Here is an 18,581-nt window from a genome sequence, read left to right on the forward strand (position 1 = left end):
TTAAGACCGGCAAGTTTACTCGAATCATCTTCAAAAATGTTCGGAAAATGTACCACTGAGGTCACTGCAAAATAAGCAACCTGCTGTTTTATAGTGGGTTGTTTTGCTTTTTATTGTTTTGTAAGTGCTCAAGTTTTTGGTCAAGGTAAATGTTGAATTGAAATAATTTTAGAGACTTCAATTGATTTTTATAATAGCAAGCGATAAATAATTTACCAATTCATTCTGTAATCACTATCACGATATAAATAAGTACCAAACATTACACAGCTTTCATTTTTATGTTTAATGGCAAGTTATTATTCCAGAAACCACATTTCAAATAAGCTTCCTTTTTCCAGGGGTCTGTAATTTAAATATCCTTTGTGTGCTTCGATAATGCTTTTGCTGAGCGTTAAACCTATTCCGGAGCCGCTGACCCTGGTTGTAAAAAACGGAAGGAAAATTTTATCTTTTATTTCGTTTGAAACTCCGATTCCATTGTCTTCAACGCTTAAAACGATTCTTTTATTAAGAATTTTAATCTCTGTTTTGATGATCTTTTCAGAATTGTCTGCAACGGCATAGATGGCGTTTATATAAAGATTTATTAAGCACCTTTCGATCATTTTTTGATCTGCCGAAATCATTTGATCTTCTAATGAATTGATGAGCTTAATATTGTTTTTTTCAAATTCAGGTTTTAGAAAATTAAGCGCAGATTTTACAATTTGAGTTAAAGAAATGGTTTTAAAAACGGGTTTTGGTAATTCGGCAACTTGTCGGTAATCGTCTACAAAATTCAGTAATTGTTTTGATTTTGAACTAATGATCGTTAAGCTTTCCTTCATTTCCTGTTGATCTTCTTTTTCAACAACATCTTGATTGGCAATGTATTCCAGATTCTGAATTAAACTGTTGACTGGCGTCAGCGTATTCAGAAGTTCATGAGAAATTACCTTCATCAGATTGTTCCATGCGTGCTTTTCTTTATGTTCAATAATTTTTTGAACAGATTCCAGACTGATGATACAGAAACGATTTTTAACATTCTGTACTTTTTTTGTTCTCAGAGAATACGACTGCTTCACATTTTCATTGATTGAAATATCAAAGAACTCCTGAGAGTTTTCATAATTCGCGTGTTCAATGATCTTATAAAAATTGGGCGTTTTAGATTCATATAATTCCCATGAATTGTATTTCGGAATTTGTAGGATTTCCAAAAAAACGGGATTTACATAAAACACTTCCCATTTATTATTTTTTTCGGAAAGAATCATCAGTCCAATTTCCAATTGACTCAAAATTTCTTCATACAGAAGTTTATAGGAAGAGTGTGAAAGGTGTTCTTCTTTGCTTTGGTAATAAAGTTTTACAGCATTGTCAAACAAACTGTTTTCCTCTGTTTTTGGGAAAAGAGAAAAGTCTTTTTTCTGAATTGCCAGCAATATTTTTTCAGTTTTCTGAATAAATGATAAGGCTGAAAGTTGGGCTAAAATAATACACGCAATAGCAATGATCGTAAATAAACCGAAATTAATCCACTTATTTTGTGAATAAAAATCAAATGCAAAAATCCCGCTAACGACTGCCAGCAAGATGAAAACTAACCAGATAAGTTGCTGTTTTTTCATTTACAGTTCAAATTTTTCCATTCTTCGGTAAAGTGCAGCTCTGGACAATCCGAGATCTTCGGCGGCGAGAGAAATATTTCCTCTGTGCTTTTGCAACGCTTTTTTGATGAGAATTTCTTCCATTTTCTCGATATTCAGGTCGATTATTGGATTGTCAGTTTCTTCGTCCTGTGGCATTAGTAATTTAAGGTTTTTATCGTTAGAAAGAATTAAGCTTCTTTCAATGCAATGATCCAATTCACGGATATTTCCCGGCCAGGAATAACTGACCAATTCCTCAAGTAATGTTTCGTTAAGGGAAAGCTCTGTTTTATGATATTTCTGCTTGTATTTTTCCAAGAAATAGTTTCCCAGGGTTGGAATATCTTCCAATCTATCTCTAAGATTTGGGATCTGCAATTCTACAGTGTTGATTCTGTAATAAAGATCTTTCCTAAAACGGTTTTCGGACACCGCTTTTTTGAGATTCTCGTTAGTCGCAAAAATAAATCTTATGTCTAATAATCGTTCTTTATTTTCACCAAGTCTTGATAATTTTCGATTTTGGATAAGACTTAATAACTTGGTCTGAAGGTGGGACGGAAGATTTCCTATTTCATCCAGAAATACGGTTCCGTTTTGGGCATTTTCGATCTTTCCGGAGTAATCTTGATTGGCATCGGTAAAAGCTCCTTTTTTGTAACCGAATAATTCCGCTTCAAAAAGATTTTCCGAAAGACTTCCCAAATCAATGTGTACAAAAGGTTGATTTTTTCTTTCTGACAATTCGTGAATATGTTCCGCCAAAACATACTTTCCGGTTCCATTTTCTCCTAAAAGCAGAACATTAGCATCAGTGGCAGCAACTTTTGTAATTTGATCCATCACGGCCTGCATTGCAGCAGATTTTGTATCCAACTGATATTGATTGGTTTTGATGCTTACATTTTCCCACTGATTCAGTTTTTTATTCTTTCGTGAAATATCAACTGCCAGATTGACGGAGGCGTATAATTTTTCATTATTCCAGGGTTTCAAAATAAAATCTGATGCACCATTTTTAAGAGCTTCAACAGCCAATTCTACTTCACCATATGCTGTCATGAGAATGATAGGGAGTTGAGGTTCTAAAGTTCTGATTTCCTGCATCCAATACAGTCCATCTCGTCCGTTTTCAAATCCTTTTCGGAAATTCATATCCAAAAGAACGGCATCGATTTGCTGTTCGGCCAAAAACTTCAGAATATTCTTCGGCTGGCTGAGACAGCTGACTTCCGTGAAAAATTTCTTGAGCCAGACTCTTGCCGAAAATAAAATATCCTCGTCATCATCAACAATTAAAATATGAGCTTCTTTTTTTCGCATTTTTGAATGTAAATTAAGGCTTTGATTAGGATCACTCTGACAATTTTATCAGTTAACTAATAACTATTTATCAATTATAATTTATTATTTATAATTATCGTGTCCGTTTTCGCACAAAAAGTGTCCGATAATGAACAGTTCTGAAATGAATAAAATTATTTTTGTTCACGTTTTCAGACTCTTACGAGATTATAAATCTCTGGTATTTGATTTGTCTAATATATTGTAAGTAAATTAGTTATCTCAAATATGGATACGAAAATAGTAAAAAAGAAGTCTAAATTAAAATTAATATTAATCATCGTTGCTTCTGCGCTGGCAGTTTCAGTTTTTGGTTGGTATTTTCTGAATCAGAAAAAAACGTATAATGTGAAGTCAGAAGATATTCAAGTGGACGAAGTTACAGTAGGAAGATTTGAAGATATGTTGATGGTAACTGCACAGACCCAATCTTTAAATTCATCATTAGTCAACGTTTTGGAAGGCGGTGCCGTGAAAGAAATCTTTGCAGAAGACGGACAGATGGTAACCAAAGGCCAGCCGCTCGCACGAGTTTACAATCCGAATACAGAATTCAATTATCTGAATCAGGAGACGGGAATTATGCAACAGATCAGCCAGATGAGAAGTACGCTTTTGGAACTTAAAAACCAGGAATTCAATCAGGATAAGGAGTTGCTTCAATCTCAGAACGATTACAATACGGCATTGCAAGCTTTCAATCTTCAGAAAAGACTGTATGACGCGGAAATCGGAAAGAAAACAGATTATGATATTAGTCTTCAGAATTTAAACTATCAGAAACAGAGAAAAGGAATTGTGGAAAAAGGGGCTTCCAGTGAAAAAGCTTCCAGAAATTCTCAATTCTCAGCGATCAATAATTCTATTAATCAAATGGAGAAAAGTTTAAATATTCTTCGTTCCAACAAAAACAATTTCCTTATTATGTCGCCTGTTTCAGGAAGATTGTCATCGTTCAATATTACGCTTGGGCAGAATCTGACAAGTGGCGAAAGCATAGGAAAAGTAGATTTAATGGGTGGGTACAAACTCATTGCAAAAGTGGATGAATATTACATCAATAAACTCCAAAACGGAATTAAAGGAAGTCTGGAAAGCAATGCAAAACAGTTTGAAGTTATTATTACAAAAATTCTTCCGGAAGTGAAAGAAGGACAGTTTTCTGTAGAACTAACTTTCATTGATGTAAAACCTGAAAACCTGAAAATAGGAATGACCTTCGGAGTAAAATTAAAATTATCTGCTGATACCCAAAGTATGATGATCCCGAAAGGAAATTTTCACAAAGACACCAACGGAAAATGGATTTTTGTTCTGAAAGGTAACAAAGCTGAAAAACGAAACATCAGTCTGGGAAGAGAAAATCCTCTTTATTATGAAGTTGTTTCCGGATTGAAACAAGGCGAAAAAGTGATAAGCTCTGATTATGCTGAGATTAAAAAATATGAAATACTTGACATTCAAAAATAAAATGGAAGGTTTCATTGAAAAAATCCTGACGAATAAAAAAATACCAGACACGAGAAATCAAAAAAACAACATTTAAAAAAATTAATAAAATGATAAATATTCAAAACATTTCTAAAGTTTATAAAACCGAAGATGTTCAAACCAATGCATTAAACAATGTAAGTTTGAGCATAAAAGAAGGTGAATTTGTAGCAATAATGGGACCTTCAGGCTGTGGGAAATCAACTTTTCTTAATATTTTGGGATTGCTGGACAGTGCTTCATCAGGTTCTTATAAGTTTGGTGAAACTGAAACTATTAATTTAAATGAAAGAAAAAAATCTGACATCAGAAAGAAAAATATTGGTTTCATTTTTCAGAATTTTAATTTGATCGATGAACTTACAGTCTACGAAAATATTGAACTTCCATTAATATACAACGGGGTTTCGGCTTCTGAAAGAAAAAGACAAGTGGAGGAGATTATGGACAAGATCAACATCGCTCACAGAGCAAAACATTATCCACAGCAGCTTTCAGGAGGTCAGCAACAAAGAGCTGCCGTTGCAAGAGCACTGGTAACGAAGCCAAAACTGATTCTCGCCGATGAACCCACAGGAAATCTTGACAGCTCTAACGGAAACGAAGTCATGAATCTGTTGGCAGAACTGCATAGAGAGGGCTCTACCATCGCAATGGTAACGCACTCTTCTTACGATGCCGGTTATGCTTCGAAAATTGTGAATATGAAAGATGGCGAGATTTTTTCAGAAGAGCATTCTTCCCAGAGAAAAGATGTTTTCGAAAAAGCAGATGCTAAGAATTTTGCATAATAAAATTCTGTAAAAAATACATTCATTCATCCTTATTTTTCAAAAATTACAGAGAGCAGTTTAGCGCTGTTTCTCTGTAATTTATCACCATTTATTACCTCAATTATGATAAACAATTGGCTCAAAATTGCCTTCGTCAATTATAAAAAGAATTGGCTCTCAACTCTCATCAATTTGTTTGGATTGACGATCGGGCTAACCGGATTTATGCTCATCCTGATGCATTGGAATGACGAAGAATCCTTCGAAAAATGGAATCCTAAGAAAGACCAGATCTACTATTTCCAAACGTATCATAAGTCGGAAAATTCTTATGGAAATAATATTTCTATTCCGATGGCCAGACGTGCGAAAGAAGTAATTCCGGGTGTTGAAGATTACGTTCTATTCAATGGTTCCGGAATTGGTGTGAAGATGACCACAAAGGTTAAAACCGTTTTCCAGAAAGATGGAATGACGAGTACAGAAAGTTTTTTCAAATTCTTTCCTTTCAAATTGGTTGCCGGAAGTTATAAAGATGCCTTGAAAGGCGAAAGTGTAATTGCGCTTTCCACAGATGCTGCCAAAAACCTATTTGGAAAAATAAATGCTGCAGGAGAAAGTGTAAAATTTGATAATAAAAATTATGTAGTGACTGCAGTTTATGAGTTACCGAAAGATAATAGCCAGATTAAGCCCGAATTTATCATTAATCCTGTAGAACAGATCAAAAGTGATGAAAAGAATTGGGGAAACTTCAATTACGGATCGTTTTTTATGCTAAAAAAAGGAACAGATCCTAAAGTTGTACAGCAAAAATTTATAAAAGATATTTTTGAATATCGTGCGAGCCTGGATAAAGATGCTGCAGGAATGACCATTCAGCAATATCTTGATTTGTACGGACCTACGGATAGCCTATTGACTCGATTGGATGAAATAAAACTTCATACAAAGACATCTTGGTTCGGAAATCCGGATTTTAAAACCTTAATGATTCTTTTCACACTTTCCGTTTTGATTGTTGTGTTATCAGCTATTAATTTCATCAATCTAAAAACGGCGCAAGCTTCTCAAAGAGCAAAAGAAATCGGGGTTAGAAAAGCAATTGGAAGTACAAGATCAAACCTTGTTCTGCAGTTTTTGATGGAGACATTTGTGATCTGCATCGCGTCATATTTGCTTTCGTTGGCTTTAACGGAGCTTCTTTTACCAAGCTTCAACAAGTTTTACGACAAAGAAATGAAGATGAACGATTGGCATATTTACTTTTATTCATTTGTAATGGTCATTATGGTGACGCTGATCTCAGGATTGATACCGGCAACCTACCTGGCCAACTTCAAAGCCATAGAAACCTTAAAAGGAAATTTTGCAAGAAGCAAGCATGGTGTTTGGCTGAGAAATGGAATCCTGACCTTACAATTGGTCATCTCTTCATTTTTTATTATTGGCGGATTGATCGTTAATCAACAGGTGAAATACATGATGAATAAAGATTTGGGTTACAGCGGAAAACAGATCGTCATGATCAACTTTAATGAAAGCAATCCAAAACCCTGGCTGAAATATGAAAGACTTAAAACAGAGATGAGAAAAATCCAGGGCGTGACCGATGTTTCTTATGGAGAAGCAATTCCGGGAAGTGGCAGATCAAGCAGTTCCAATGTGGATTTTATGGATAAAAGTATTCAGGGACAGCATGGATCTATGGATTATAATTATCTGAAATTTCTTAATGTTAAACTAAAAAAAGGCCGCTGGCTGGATCCTAATCTTTCATCGGATACGTTAAATAATGTGTTGGTTAATGAAGCTTTTGTAAGAAAATTCGGCTGGAAAGATGAAGATGCTTTAAAGAATAAAATTAAACCGGGATTTGATAACAAAAAGTATAAGATCGTAGGTGTTGTAAAGGATTTCAACATCAGAAGTTTAAGAACGGAAGTAGAACCGATCATATTTTTCCATTACAGAGAAACGGAATGGAAGCGGTTTAATGTCTATAATATTCAGTTGAAAATAGATCAAAATGATATTGATGGTACTGTAAAAAGATTGAAGACCTATTGGCAGAGTAATGTGGAGCCGGGCTATCCTTTCGATTACTATTTTCTGGATAAGAAATTTGCTGAAACATTCGAAAAGTATCAAAAACAGCAGACGCTTTTCACCATCTTGAATGCAATGGTTTTAATAGTTGCATTGTTAGGTTTATTCGCTTTGTCATCATTAATGATTGAGCAGAAACTGAAGGATGTTGCCATCAGAAAAACACTTGGAGCATCAGACGGAACATTGATTCTTGGGTTAACGAAACAGTTCCTTTGGATCACATTTACTGCCGTTGTTATCAGTATCCCGATCAGTTATTATTTGATTAATGAATGGCTGAAAGACTTCGCTTACAGAATAGATATGCCGGTTTGGCCATTTATTTTCAGCCTTGTTATTTTGCTTTTACTTACGTTTTCTGTGGTAAGCATCAAAGCTTACCAGGCTACAAAAGTGAATCTTGTAAAATATCTGAAATACGAGTAAGCTGTAAATCACAAGCTTTTCTATCAACTATTAATTATCAACTGTCAGTCAATTTATTATGAGAAAATTATTCTTCATATTCATCATCAATCTTTTTCCGGCTCAGCAGGTTTGGACGCTCGACCAATGTCTGGATTATGCAGCCACAAATCATCCGTTGATAAAGCAGGCTACCGTTACAATTCAGAAAAATGAGCATCAGATTTCTGCTGCAAAAGGAATGTTGCTGCCGTCAGCTGAAGCGGGAGTTAATCATAATTACAATTTCGGATTAGGGATCAATCAGAATAACAACCAAAGAGAAGCGATAAATACGCAATACGACAAAGTGTACGTACAAGCCAATTGGGAACTGATGAACTGGCGAAATTATCTCAATATTTCTTTATCAAAAATTAATAAAGAGAGTTCAACTTACAAAATGAAACAGGCTCAAAATGAAGTAAAACTGAATGTTATCCAAATGTTTTTCAAATATCAGAACAGCAAAAGCTGGCTGGATGTTCTGGAAACCCAAATCTCAGGAATCGAAGATCAGATCAAGCGTACCGAGAAAGAAGTTGAAATTGGAAACCGACCAAAAAGCGATGTGTACGACATTAAAGCAAACCTCGGAACTTTGCAGGAACAGTGGGTTTCTGCAAAAAATGCCCGGGATCTTTCTAAAATAAATTTATTGAATGCACTGGCTATCACAAACGATTCTTTAGATTTTAAAATGACTGAAGAAAACCTGTCCGATTTTAACTTTAATGATCCCGAATTTCTGAAAACTCTTTTGGAGAAAAACCCTGCTTATAAAACGGTGATCACAGAAATAAATGCTGCCGAAAAGAATATCAGCATTGCAAGATCTGCCTATCTGCCGACGCTTAACGGTTCTTATAACTGGTCGAGTTTTTACAGTAAGGTTTTGGGGGAATCTGCTGAACCTTTTTCAGAACAATTCAAACGAAATAAAAGTCAGGAGGTTTCATTTGGACTTTCGATTCCGATATTTAATAAACTGCAAGTGAAAAACAGTGTTGAAATAGCAAAACTGAATGTTATTCATTATAATTACGAGAAAGAAATTGTCGTTAATAATCTTACACAAAGTATCAATTCCATCAAAACACAATTCCAGAATTCTGAGGAAAAATACACTTTGCTGAAATCGAATTTTGAAAATCAGAAATTATCTTTCCAAAAATCAGAAGAAAAATACAAAGAAGGATTGATGGATGCGTATACGTTTTTTGTGGTGAGAAATAACTGGCTTCAGGCAAATTATAATCTGATCAACAGTAAAAACGAAGTTATGCAGCAAACGGAATTATTAAAAGTACTTCAGTTTGATTATTGATTGGTCAAAATTTATTTTCTAATTTAGTAATAATTGAAAATTGAGACATTAGGAAATAATCATTTCATTTATTGAATATTAAAAAGGATATTAATCACTGCCTCAGAAAGCCAGATGCTTTTTGGGGCAGTTTATTTTTAAGATGAATGGCTCTATTTATTCTCTTTTTTAAGTATAAATCCATAAATTACACAACTTTCTACGATTCTAAAACGAAATAAATGCAAAATTTAAAGTTAATAACTTTCATTCTTGGACTATGTTCAGCCATGATGTTTTCCCAGAATTATAAAACTTCCTCAACAGCATTGGAAGGGAAAGAATTTCCGAAAGTTAACGCAGAAAGGCAAGCTCAGTTTAAAGTTTATTTTCCGGATGCAAAATCTGTTGTTTTAGAGGGGGGAGATGGGATGCAAAATTTAAAATCAGTTACCGCTAAAGATGAAGAGGGCTTTTGGAATATCTCTACTCCTCCAATGGAAATTGGATTTCATTATTATTGGTTCAATGTGGATGGCAAGCGCACAAATGATCCCAATACAGAACTTTATTTCGGTTATGGCCAGCCTACAAGCGGAATTGAAATTCCTTCAGGTGAAGATTTTTTCTTCAGAAAAAATGTAAAGCACGGAAAAATTGTTGATGACAGTTTATATTCAGAAATAACCAAAGGAAAAAGAAATTTCAAAGTATATCTTCCTCCCAGTTACGGAACTGAAAAATTTCCGGTTTTATACCTTTATCACGGAACTGGTGAAGATATTACAGGTTGGGAAAAACAAGGATATATCAAAAACATTCTTGACAATCTTTTTGCTGAAAAAAAGGCGAAAGAAATGATTGTGCTGATGGATTACGGGGTTGCCTTGAACCCTGAAGAAGAAAAAACACTGGATAATTATCCAAGAACTGTTCTTTCAACTAAAAATCTTGAAAAGATCGTCATTAAGGAATTGATTCCCTACATCGAAAAAAAATATAAAACTAATGGCAAAAGGGCAATTGCAGGCCTTTCTCGCGGGAGTTATCAGGCAATGTTGATCGGCGCAAACAATCCGGAGCTATTTTCAGCAATCGGATCTTTCAGTCCTGTTATTTATGAAGGAACAGACATTGAGCCTTTTAAAGAACTTCCTATCAGTAATTTATTAAAATCACAACAAAAACCTTTTTTCTTCATCGGAATTGGTGAAAAAGAGGACGCTAGATTTCTTGAGTATAATCAAGTGATTATCAATTATTTTAATCAAAATGGATACCTGTATTCTCAATACAAATCTCCCCAAACATACCATGAATGGCTGACTTGGAGAAGGTGCCTTTATCAGTTTGTGCAAAAGATCTTTAGATAATTTGAGCGGAGTTGTAAGAATACTTTAAGGATATCATTGCCAAATCTATATGACCTATTGTCATTCTATATTTAGGATCTATAAGATAATGCGGATTAGAAAAGATAATTTTTGACCTTCACTAAACATCTATTTTCAATTATATTTTTAGCTAATAAGATAAAATAATACTAAAAATCTCACATAAAACAGATCGTTTATTGATCTTTTTTATGTGAGATTTTATTTATACAGCCTTCATATTAAGTCTTGTATCAGCAACTTTTGTTAAAAGAGCATCACATTTTTTTTCTTCATCCAGTGTGGCCAGGAAATTTTTAAGACAGAAATTTTCTTTTAAAACTTTGGCATATGCTGCTAATGTCCCATAAGTGGCGATTTCATAATGTTCTACTTTCTGAGCTGCTGCTATAATACCTGCATCCCTTACAGGCCCTGCTTCTGTTTCTTCCATGATACTCTTGCCTTCATCCAGCAGTCCTTGCATAGCATCACATTTCTTGGCTTGCGGTTTTCTTTTGAGGGATTTAAAACATTCCTCCAGTCTTTTTACATGAATTTCAGTTTCCATTAAATGACCTTCTATCGCAGTTTTAAGCTTTTTATCTGTAGCATTTTTTTGCATTTTAGGTAATGCTTTCACAAGAGCTTTTTCAGCCCAGTAAATGTCTTTTAGTGAATCCTCAAACAAGTCTTTCAGTTCCTTAGCTGCATTTTTTTTAGCTGGTGTTTTCGTTGATTTTCCCGCGCTTGTTTTTTTTGTGGTGGTTCTGGTTGCCATAATAATAGATTTAGTGGTTAAAGCTAAGATGTACAATTTTAAGGCCGTTTTGATGTGTACATTATCTTAGAGCTTTTTCATTATTATGATCTGGCTCATAAAGAAATAGCCTTGTTTTGCATACATTAGAGAAATCATTACCAGACAACATTGCATTTCTTTTTACAGTTTCAGTTTTGAAATATTGTTTTGTACAAAATCCCCCTTTAATTATGAAAAAGAACCTTTTTGACCAGTTTTCGGACTGGGCTGTATGTTTTACAGGAAGTGCAGGTGCATTTGTTGGAGCAAGTTTGATGGTGGCTGTCTGGGCAGCTACTGGTCCTATATTTAGATTTTCAGAAGTTTGGCAGATGGTCATTAATACTGGAACTACTATTATTACCTTTCTTATGGTATTTCTAATTCAGAAAGCACAGAATAAAGACTCAAAGGCTATTCAGATCAAGCTCAATGAGCTTATTGCAAGCCATGAGAGCGCAAGTAATCAGCTAGTTGATATAGAAGATCTGACCGAAGATGAACTTGACCAGCTTCATAAGTTTTACGAAAAATTAGGAAAATTTCCTGGCGGTAAAAAAAAATCAGATCGGAAAAGTGATGATCAACCCAGAACAAATCGTTATAAATAATGGGATTCATAGAAATGAATCTCATAATAAAAGAGGCAAATCTAGAATATCAAGGATAATAGTATTCAGATCATTCCTAATTATCCATTAATTTCTACCACAACAAAAAGTATTGATATGAAAAGTAAAAAAAATCAAAATGAAAAGCTTAATCAGTTGGAGTCATTAAGTACATCCAATGATGATGAGAAGCTGACCACCAATCAGGGCCTGAAAATTAACAATAATCAGGATTCTCTGAAATCAGAAGAAAGGGGGCCCACATTACTGGAAGACTTTATTCTCAGAGAAAAGATTACCCATTTTGACCATGAAAGAATTCCTGAGAGAATTGTTCATGCACGGGGATCAGGAGCTCATGGTATTTTCAAGCTTCATAAAAGCATAGAAAAATATACAAAGGCTGGATTTTTAACAGAAATTGGAAAAGAAACCCCCGTTTTTGTAAGATTCTCAACCGTTGCGGGAAGTAAGGGAAGTACAGATCTTGCAAGAGATGTCAGAGGATTTGCCGTTAAATTCTATACCGATGAAGGAAATTATGATCTGGTAGGTAATAATATTCCAGTATTTTTTATTCAGGATGCCATGAAGTTTCCGGATTTGGTTCATGCTGTAAAACCTGAGCCCGATAACGAGATTCCACAGGCAGCTTCTGCCCACGATACATTCTGGGATTTTATATCATTAATGCCCGAAAGTATGCATATGATTATGTGGACAATGAGTGATCGTGCTATTCCACGGAGTCTTAGGATGATGGAAGGTTTTGGCGTTCACTCATTCAAATTTATTAATAATGAAGGAGCCGTTCATTTTGTAAAATTCCATTTTAAGCCTAAGCTTGGAATTCATTCCGTAGCATGGGAGGAAGCACAGAAAATATCGGGTATTGATCCTGATTTTCACAAAAGAGACCTTTGGGAAGCCATTGAAAACGGGAACTTTCCTGAGTGGGATTTCGGAGTACAGATTATTCCTGAGGAAGATGAAAATAATTTTGACTTTGATCTGCTGGACCCTACCAAGCTTGTTCCGGAGGAATTGGTTCCTGTAGAAATCATAGGAACGATGACCCTGACTAAAAACCCTGAGAATTTCTTTGCAGAAACGGAACAGGTTGCCTTTCATCCGGGACATCTTGTTCCGGGTATTGATTTCAGTAATGACCCTTTACTTCAAGGGAGGTTGTTTTCCTACACAGACACGCAATTGTCCAGATTGGGATCACCTAATTTTCATGAGATTCCTATTAATCGCTCTGTCAATACCATTCATAACAATCAGCGCGACGGTCATATGAGACAGCAGATTGTCAAGGGAAAGGTAAGCTATGAACCCAATTCTATTGGCGGAGGCTGTCCTTACCAAGCCATGATGAAAGAGGGTGGTTTTGCGTCACACCAGGAAAGGATTTCCGGAACTAAAGTAAGAGCCAGGAGTAAAAGTTTTGTAGATCATTATTCACAGGCCAAATTATTTTACAACAGCCAGTCAGAGCCTGAAAAGAAGCATATTCAGAAAGCTTTGATTTTTGAACTCTCCAAGGTCACTATTCCTGAAATTAGAGAAAGGGTAGTAGAACAGCTGGGATATATCAATATGGATCTTGCTGGAAAAGTTGCTGATAAACTGGGGGTGAAAGTGAAAAAATTGGATCAGCCTAATCAAAGTATTCCGGCAGATGTAAACCCTGACACCTTACAGAGTAAAGTCCATGAGCCCAAACCAGATGTATCGGAAGCTCTCAGCATGCAAAACACCGTTAAAGACACCATAAAAAGTAGGGTAATTGGATTTATTGTAGCCAATGGATTTGATGCAGCCCCTGTAGATGCTTTAAAAAATAAATTGGAAAGTCTTAATGCGAGGGTGGACTTTATTGCGCCAAGTCTGGCCCCTGTGAAGCCTAAAAACGGAAATCCGATCAGTCCTAAACATACATTGACAAATACGGGAAGTGTATGTTTTGACGCATTGTACATTTGTCCTGGAGAGAATTCTGTGGAAGAACTTTTAAACTCTGAAAATAAGCAATTGGTGTTAAATTTTATCAATGAAGCTTACAGACACTGTAAAGCCATCTATTTTGGAGATGAAACTGATGAAGTTTATAAAGCCAGCAATATCATTAATAAGAAGCACGATGACCCTGCAGTGATTGCCAATGCTGATGAGAACGGGGATGAAAAATTTATAAAAGCAGTAGCTGGGCACAGGGTATGGGAATTTGAAAAAGAACGAAACAGGTAAAGTATTTTCAAATGTATTTCGCTTATCAACAGAAGGAAGGTGTGATATATGTAAAAACATTATAGATAGATGTAGCATATTGTATTCTAAAGCACCCATCTTTGTATACTGGTATTCAGTCAATCAGGGATATTAAGAGAAAGTTTTTACGACAATTATTGCATAACCTGACTGTACAGCTATACTTCATAGAATAAGTACAAACCGTGAAAAATACGTGAAATTCGTAGTCATATTCAATTAAATAATGAGCTTATTAAAATCAAGAACAGTAGAACTGTTTTCCAGTATTTTAATTAATAAGGGGATAAGAGGCTACGGCCTCTGTTCCTTTATCTATAAGCCATTCACAGGGATGTAATCGATATGCCATAGCTACCCGATAAAAACCGAATGTCACCTTATAAAAGGAAATAACAGGCAGTTAAACTGTCCCCAGAGGTACAAGGACTTGTGCCCACTAATAATATATAATCAAGGCATGAAAACAATCCATCTTTTTCAGTTTAAAAATTCCATTTCCCGTAAAATTCCGTTTTTTAAGGATGAATGCAGGTTGGATAATCTGAATGATTTAATGACTTATGATTTAATGAATACTGAAAAGGTCACCGAATTTATTATCGATGTTCCAGAAGATTTCATTTTTGAAGATACTCCAAGGAAAGATATTATAATGATGTGCAAAAATGCCAATGAAATGATTGAGCATTATTTTGCTACAACAGTGGATGATTACGATGTTATTTAATAGCAATGGCAGCGTAAAATGATTTGTAAAGCGGATAAATAGTAAATAATTTATATCATGAAATTCCAGCAAAACTTACTCGACTATATCAGTACTTCACTGGTTACGATAGGAGAGACCGTATCTATAGCAGAAAGTGTAACTTCAGGATTATTGCAGTTGGCTTTTTCGCAGATGCCTAATTCAAGCTTGTTTTATAAAGGGGGCATAACCACCTTTACATTACCTGAAAAGCGCAGATTTCTGGACAGCAACTGTATTGAGGAACAGGAAAATGATTTTGAGACCCAGCGTATGGCCGATATCATGGCTGTAAAGGTGGCTTCGTCATTTGGAACAGACTGGGGAATTTCATCTACAGGCTATGCAAAGTCTGCAAGGAATTCGGGATTTCATGTTTTTTCGTTCTGTTCGTTCAGCTATAAAGGCGATATCATTCTTTCCAAACGAATAGATCTTCATGATAAATATAAGGCTCTGGATGCTCAGCTGTATTACACCGAGTTCATTCTGGGATGTTTTAAAGGTGCTTTGAATCAAATACTGATCTAAGAAAATTAAATGAAGAAAGCCGATCATTAATTAAAATATTATAACATAAAGACTTCAATGGCGCAGCTCTACAAGATGATCTTGATGCCTTACCTATCTTAGAAAAGTAGGATAGTATTGAAATGCCGATAAAGTTTTCATGAATGAGAAACGGTTCATTTCGTCTTAAGAATATTGGTCAGATCTTCCAGATAATCAGTTTGTACTTCCTGTATTTCAAGCAGTTTTTTGTTTTGACTCACAAGAAGATGGTCTATTTTTTCACTCAAAAGCTGTATTTCCAGTTCGGCTTTTAGATTAATCTTATAATCGTGTTCAGCTCTTATCCTGTCTTTTTGTTCCAGCCGGTTTTGGCTCATCATTATAATGGGAGCCTGAATAGCTGCCAGACAGGAAAGAATCAGATTAAGCAGTATAAATGGATAGGGATCAAATGATTTTACTGTTAAAAGCCAGATGTTTGCTGCGATCCAGACGAGTATAAATGAAAAAAAAGCAAGGATAAATGTCCAGCTTCCTCCAAAAGAAGCTACATTATCGGCTAGTTTTTGAGAAAAACTAATCTTGGCTTCTATTTCATCTTGTATATTTTCCGAGAGGATAGAGTTGTTTTTGATTGCATTGATGACATCAAGATCTATACTTTCAAGTTCTCCTTTTTCTTCAACAATTAAGGAGGTGAGATACAGCCTTCTGTAATGGTTAAGCTCTGTAATGGATATATAGTCATCTTGGCTTAAATCCGGGAAATTCTGCTGTATAAGCATAAATATTCCTTCTCTAATGTCTTCACCTTTTATTTGTTCTCCCTCCGGAATCTTTTGCTGGCTAATATGACTCGTTTTCATTGTTAAATGTGTTAACTGGATGACTATTTAATCTCTGAATACATGATTTCTAATATTGCCATAATCATTTAATCCGGTGACGAAATAATGTTCTATTATTTTTTGAGCTTTTTTGCATGCCTGTAAAAGATCATCTTTGGATGTTTTTTCAAAAATAAAATCATCATGAATCTTAACAACATACTCCGTTACTATTTCAATATTGATCAGTCCAAATTCTGTCAGATCATTTTTCAACCTATGCTCTTCCTTAAAAAACGGAATTTTATGGAAGATGGAATTTTTAAACTGAAAAAGGTGTATTATTTTCATCGTACAAATATTTAATAGCTATAGAGGTAAGCGAAGGTTTATTTAGAAAATTTTTCTTTCATTTTTCCGTTAATCCATCTTTTAAGCATAACACGCTCTGACGGTAACTGGTACATACCTCCTGAAAGTATATGTAATAAACTTTCCCAAAGGTTACTCTTTTTACTGAATTCATGACTATAATCTGTCAATATTTTCAAATATTCCTGTTCGTACTCCCTTGCTTCTTTTAAAGTGTAATCTTTCGGGATATCTTTAATAATATCCACTGTAATTTTGTTGAATATTTTAGGGTTATATTTTTCAATAAAGTCGAATTCAAGTTTGCATATGCTTGTAAGCGGAGCGAGTAAAGATAAAATTTCATCGTAAAAATTACATATAGCCCCTTTCCAGGATAACCTTTCTTCTTCTGGCAGAAGCTGATTAGCCATCTGAATAAGTTTTTCATGATTACCTTCCAGGCCGTTCATATAGATTTTGTTTTGCTGCCAGAATAGAGGAGAATTGATTTTATTTTTTTGTATAATATTCGCCAGTATATATTCAAACTGGAATCTGATATATTGTATATTATCATGGAGATCAACGAGTACAGACTGCCACAGATTATGCTTGCTGAGACCGCAATGCGTACTGAATACCAATCTGGATTTGTTATTAAGGTTCTGTAATTCTCTTAACATTCTGAGAATTTCCTTTGCATCTCTTTCCAAAGTGATATTGGTATTTCTGATATAGAATAAGGAGACAAACTGAGAATAATAGGCCTTTCGCGAAGTATTCTTTTTACTTCTAAGTCCAAATCTGTTTTTGGGTTTAGGATGTTTATTTAATTTTTTCATTAGAAAATCATTTTTTATATCCTTTTTTCGAAAGATTTTTGTTGCATACTAAGTGAAATAAGATATTGTCTTAAGTCCTTGATCGTGATATCTTTCTCTGTAAAAGAAAAGAATAGTGGTGTTTCATCTAGCAGCTCATACAGTTCAGGAAATTTTTTCTGAATTTCAAGCGTTTTTTTAAATATCCTTTTTGTTAAAATGGATACAGTGTGTACTTTATTCATAGCCGCTTTTTATTATGGTTAATATCATTTTAAAGCGTTTATTTCCTTTTATGGAATGAGGTTGATGGGCCGGAATGACAATGCATTCACCTTCTTCCATAAAATAAGAGGCTCCATCTATGATAATCTCAGCCTTACCTTCAATAATCTGTATAGCAGTATCAAAAGGAGATATTTTCTCTGGAAACCCTTGCTCATCATCAAAAGACAGGATATTGATAGCACCTGTTAATTTTCCCAGTATCGTTCTGCTGACCACAGAATTTGAAATATATTCTACAATCTGGCGGATAACATATACTTTGGATTTCTCAATTTCTTTATGATTCATCACAGTTGGTTTAAGAGTAAAATGTCATTGTATGGTAAATAAAAAGGATGGAACTGCCTGACTTTCCATCCCTTTTTCAGTTAGAACCTTTTTTAATCGATTTTCACTGCATTCGCAAAAAGTTTATGAAAGATTAATTTCTTTTAAGATAATAAGAACCTCTTCACGGTTTTTTCTTAGTCTGTTTCCAATTCTTTCAAGCATTTCCTTTTCTTTACCCTCTTCAAGCTTCAGATCGTAATCTGTCAATGTTGAAAATTTTTCTTTTAGATGTTTTGACTGCACATTCCAGTCTCCCGGAATTTTGAAAAATTTATCACCTTTGTTGTGGTTTGTGTCCATAATGTGAAGTTTAGTGTAACTTAATTGCTACTATACAAAGTTGGTTGTTTTATAATCTATTGTATTACAGATTGCTTTTTTAATGTTGTACATATCACACCTTTGTCAATTTTTCAGATTTGTATTGCTGCTGAAACAAAGTGGCTCTATAAAAAGAGAAAAATGTTCCTATTATAAGGATAATAAATGATTGATAATTTGTATCTTAGTGCATTATTACGTTGAACTTT

At 34.7% G+C, this 18,581-nt stretch carries 17 protein-coding genes; 9 read left to right on the top strand and 8 right to left on the bottom strand.

The genetic code is table 11. From position 1 onward, the window contains the following. Positions 1-299: 299 nt before the first annotated feature. Together DBR39_RS22295 and DBR39_RS22300 are read right to left on the bottom strand one after the other, a co-directional pair. Positions 300-1,616 carry a sensor histidine kinase gene (locus DBR39_RS22295; protein ID WP_124536813.1) on the bottom strand — a complete coding sequence of 439 codons (1,317 nt, stop codon included), beginning with the start codon at positions 1,614-1,616 and terminating at the stop codon, positions 300-302. After that, positions 1,617-2,960: a sigma-54-dependent transcriptional regulator gene (locus tag DBR39_RS22300; protein ID WP_124536815.1), complete on the bottom strand. Its 1,344-nt coding sequence runs from the start codon at positions 2,958-2,960 to the stop codon at positions 1,617-1,619. A gap of 249 nt (positions 2,961-3,209) precedes the next feature. Here DBR39_RS22300 and DBR39_RS22305 point away from each other — a divergent pair, with 249 nt between their 5' ends. The 5 genes from DBR39_RS22305 (at position 3,210) to DBR39_RS22325 (ending at position 10,480) form a co-directional block, all read left to right on the top strand. Next, a complete protein-coding gene (locus DBR39_RS22305) occupies positions 3,210-4,451 on the top strand; it encodes an efflux RND transporter periplasmic adaptor subunit (RefSeq protein WP_124536817.1) in 1,242 nt (413 codons plus the stop codon). An 89-nt stretch (positions 4,452-4,540) separates the two neighbouring features. Continuing rightward, positions 4,541-5,263, top strand: coding sequence for an ABC transporter ATP-binding protein (locus DBR39_RS22310; protein ID WP_124536819.1), 723 nt, complete (start codon positions 4,541-4,543; stop codon positions 5,261-5,263). 105 nt (positions 5,264-5,368) lie between these two features. Further along, positions 5,369-7,783, top strand: coding sequence for an ABC transporter permease (locus DBR39_RS22315; protein ID WP_124536821.1), 2,415 nt, complete (start codon positions 5,369-5,371; stop codon positions 7,781-7,783). 58 nt (positions 7,784-7,841) lie between these two features. After that, positions 7,842-9,128 (top strand): TolC family protein, encoded by a 1,287-nt coding sequence (locus DBR39_RS22320; protein ID WP_124536823.1) that lies wholly within the window; start codon positions 7,842-7,844, stop codon positions 9,126-9,128. A 221-nt stretch (positions 9,129-9,349) separates the two neighbouring features. After that, positions 9,350-10,480, top strand: coding sequence for an alpha/beta hydrolase-fold protein (locus DBR39_RS22325; protein WP_124536825.1), 1,131 nt, complete (start codon positions 9,350-9,352; stop codon positions 10,478-10,480). Between the two features lie 226 nt (positions 10,481-10,706). Here the strand turns inward: DBR39_RS22325 and DBR39_RS22330 are convergent, their stop codons facing one another. Next, the gene (locus DBR39_RS22330; RefSeq protein ID WP_124536827.1) at positions 10,707-11,261 is read right to left on the bottom strand and encodes a ferritin-like domain-containing protein; all 555 of its coding nucleotides are present in this window, start codon (positions 11,259-11,261) and stop codon (positions 10,707-10,709) included. A gap of 212 nt (positions 11,262-11,473) precedes the next feature. On the opposite strand from DBR39_RS22330, the gene DBR39_RS22335 reads away from it, so the two are divergent. The 4 genes from DBR39_RS22335 to DBR39_RS22350 all read left to right on the top strand — a co-directional run bounded on the left by DBR39_RS22335 (position 11,474) and on the right by DBR39_RS22350 (position 15,449). After that, positions 11,474-11,893: a low affinity iron permease family protein gene (locus DBR39_RS22335; protein WP_124536829.1), complete on the top strand. Its 420-nt coding sequence runs from the start codon at positions 11,474-11,476 to the stop codon at positions 11,891-11,893. 117 nt (positions 11,894-12,010) lie between these two features. Continuing rightward, a complete protein-coding gene (locus DBR39_RS22340; protein WP_124536831.1) occupies positions 12,011-14,146 on the top strand; it encodes a catalase in 2,136 nt (711 codons plus the stop codon). A gap of 481 nt (positions 14,147-14,627) precedes the next feature. Beyond that, positions 14,628-14,897, top strand: coding sequence for a heme oxygenase (locus DBR39_RS22345; protein ID WP_124536833.1), 270 nt, complete (start codon positions 14,628-14,630; stop codon positions 14,895-14,897). Between the two features lie 57 nt (positions 14,898-14,954). Then, positions 14,955-15,449 (top strand): CinA family protein, encoded by a 495-nt coding sequence (locus tag DBR39_RS22350; RefSeq protein WP_124536835.1) that lies wholly within the window; start codon positions 14,955-14,957, stop codon positions 15,447-15,449. 155 nt (positions 15,450-15,604) lie between these two features. On the opposite strand, the gene DBR39_RS22355 is transcribed toward DBR39_RS22350, so the two are convergent. From DBR39_RS22355 to DBR39_RS22375, 5 genes are all read right to left on the bottom strand, one after another. Continuing rightward, positions 15,605-16,297, bottom strand: a complete 693-nt coding sequence (locus DBR39_RS22355) for a DUF1003 domain-containing protein (RefSeq protein WP_124536837.1) — start codon at positions 16,295-16,297, stop codon at positions 15,605-15,607. A 27-nt stretch (positions 16,298-16,324) separates the two neighbouring features. Continuing rightward, entirely contained in the window at positions 16,325-16,609 is a 285-nt protein-coding gene (locus DBR39_RS22360; protein ID WP_124536839.1) for a heme oxygenase, read from the bottom strand. 38 nt (positions 16,610-16,647) lie between these two features. Next, complete coding sequence (locus DBR39_RS22365; protein WP_124536841.1) at positions 16,648-17,454, bottom strand: hypothetical protein; 807 nt, start codon at positions 17,452-17,454, stop codon at positions 16,648-16,650. 216 nt (positions 17,455-17,670) lie between these two features. Further along, entirely contained in the window at positions 17,671-18,009 is a 339-nt protein-coding gene (locus DBR39_RS22370; protein ID WP_124536843.1) for a cupin domain-containing protein, read from the bottom strand. A 123-nt stretch (positions 18,010-18,132) separates the two neighbouring features. Further along, the gene (locus DBR39_RS22375; RefSeq protein WP_124536845.1) at positions 18,133-18,351 is read right to left on the bottom strand and encodes a hypothetical protein; all 219 of its coding nucleotides are present in this window, start codon (positions 18,349-18,351) and stop codon (positions 18,133-18,135) included. Between the last annotated feature and the right edge of the window lie 230 nt (positions 18,352-18,581).

Source organism: Chryseobacterium sp. KBW03 (assembly GCF_003852415.1).
Classification (GTDB): Bacteria; Bacteroidota; Bacteroidia; order Flavobacteriales; family Weeksellaceae; genus Chryseobacterium; species Chryseobacterium viscerum.

Coding starts and splice junctions, on each gene's coding strand:
- DBR39_RS22350 (WP_124536835.1), top strand. CDS start 14,955: ATGAAATTCCAGCAAAACTTACTCGACTATATCAGTACTTCACTGGTT.
- DBR39_RS22365 (WP_124536841.1), bottom strand. CDS start 17,454: ATGAAAAAATTAAATAAACATCCTAAACCCAAAAACAGATTTGGACTT.
- DBR39_RS22315 (WP_124536821.1), top strand. CDS start 5,369: ATGATAAACAATTGGCTCAAAATTGCCTTCGTCAATTATAAAAAGAAT.
- DBR39_RS22355 (WP_124536837.1), bottom strand. CDS start 16,297: ATGAAAACGAGTCATATTAGCCAGCAAAAGATTCCGGAGGGAGAACAA.
- DBR39_RS22360 (WP_124536839.1), bottom strand. CDS start 16,609: ATGAAAATAATACACCTTTTTCAGTTTAAAAATTCCATCTTCCATAAA.
- DBR39_RS22345 (WP_124536833.1), top strand. CDS start 14,628: ATGAAAACAATCCATCTTTTTCAGTTTAAAAATTCCATTTCCCGTAAA.
- DBR39_RS22375 (WP_124536845.1), bottom strand. CDS start 18,351: ATGGACACAAACCACAACAAAGGTGATAAATTTTTCAAAATTCCGGGA.
- DBR39_RS22330 (WP_124536827.1), bottom strand. CDS start 11,261: ATGGCAACCAGAACCACCACAAAAAAAACAAGCGCGGGAAAATCAACG.
- DBR39_RS22310 (WP_124536819.1), top strand. CDS start 4,541: ATGATAAATATTCAAAACATTTCTAAAGTTTATAAAACCGAAGATGTT.
- DBR39_RS22300 (WP_124536815.1), bottom strand. CDS start 2,960: ATGCGAAAAAAAGAAGCTCATATTTTAATTGTTGATGATGACGAGGAT.
- DBR39_RS22325 (WP_124536825.1), top strand. CDS start 9,350: ATGCAAAATTTAAAGTTAATAACTTTCATTCTTGGACTATGTTCAGCC.
- DBR39_RS22320 (WP_124536823.1), top strand. CDS start 7,842: ATGAGAAAATTATTCTTCATATTCATCATCAATCTTTTTCCGGCTCAG.
- DBR39_RS22340 (WP_124536831.1), top strand. CDS start 12,011: ATGAAAAGTAAAAAAAATCAAAATGAAAAGCTTAATCAGTTGGAGTCA.
- DBR39_RS22305 (WP_124536817.1), top strand. CDS start 3,210: ATGGATACGAAAATAGTAAAAAAGAAGTCTAAATTAAAATTAATATTA.
- DBR39_RS22295 (WP_124536813.1), bottom strand. CDS start 1,616: ATGAAAAAACAGCAACTTATCTGGTTAGTTTTCATCTTGCTGGCAGTC.
- DBR39_RS22335 (WP_124536829.1), top strand. CDS start 11,474: ATGAAAAAGAACCTTTTTGACCAGTTTTCGGACTGGGCTGTATGTTTT.
- DBR39_RS22370 (WP_124536843.1), bottom strand. CDS start 18,009: ATGAATCATAAAGAAATTGAGAAATCCAAAGTATATGTTATCCGCCAG.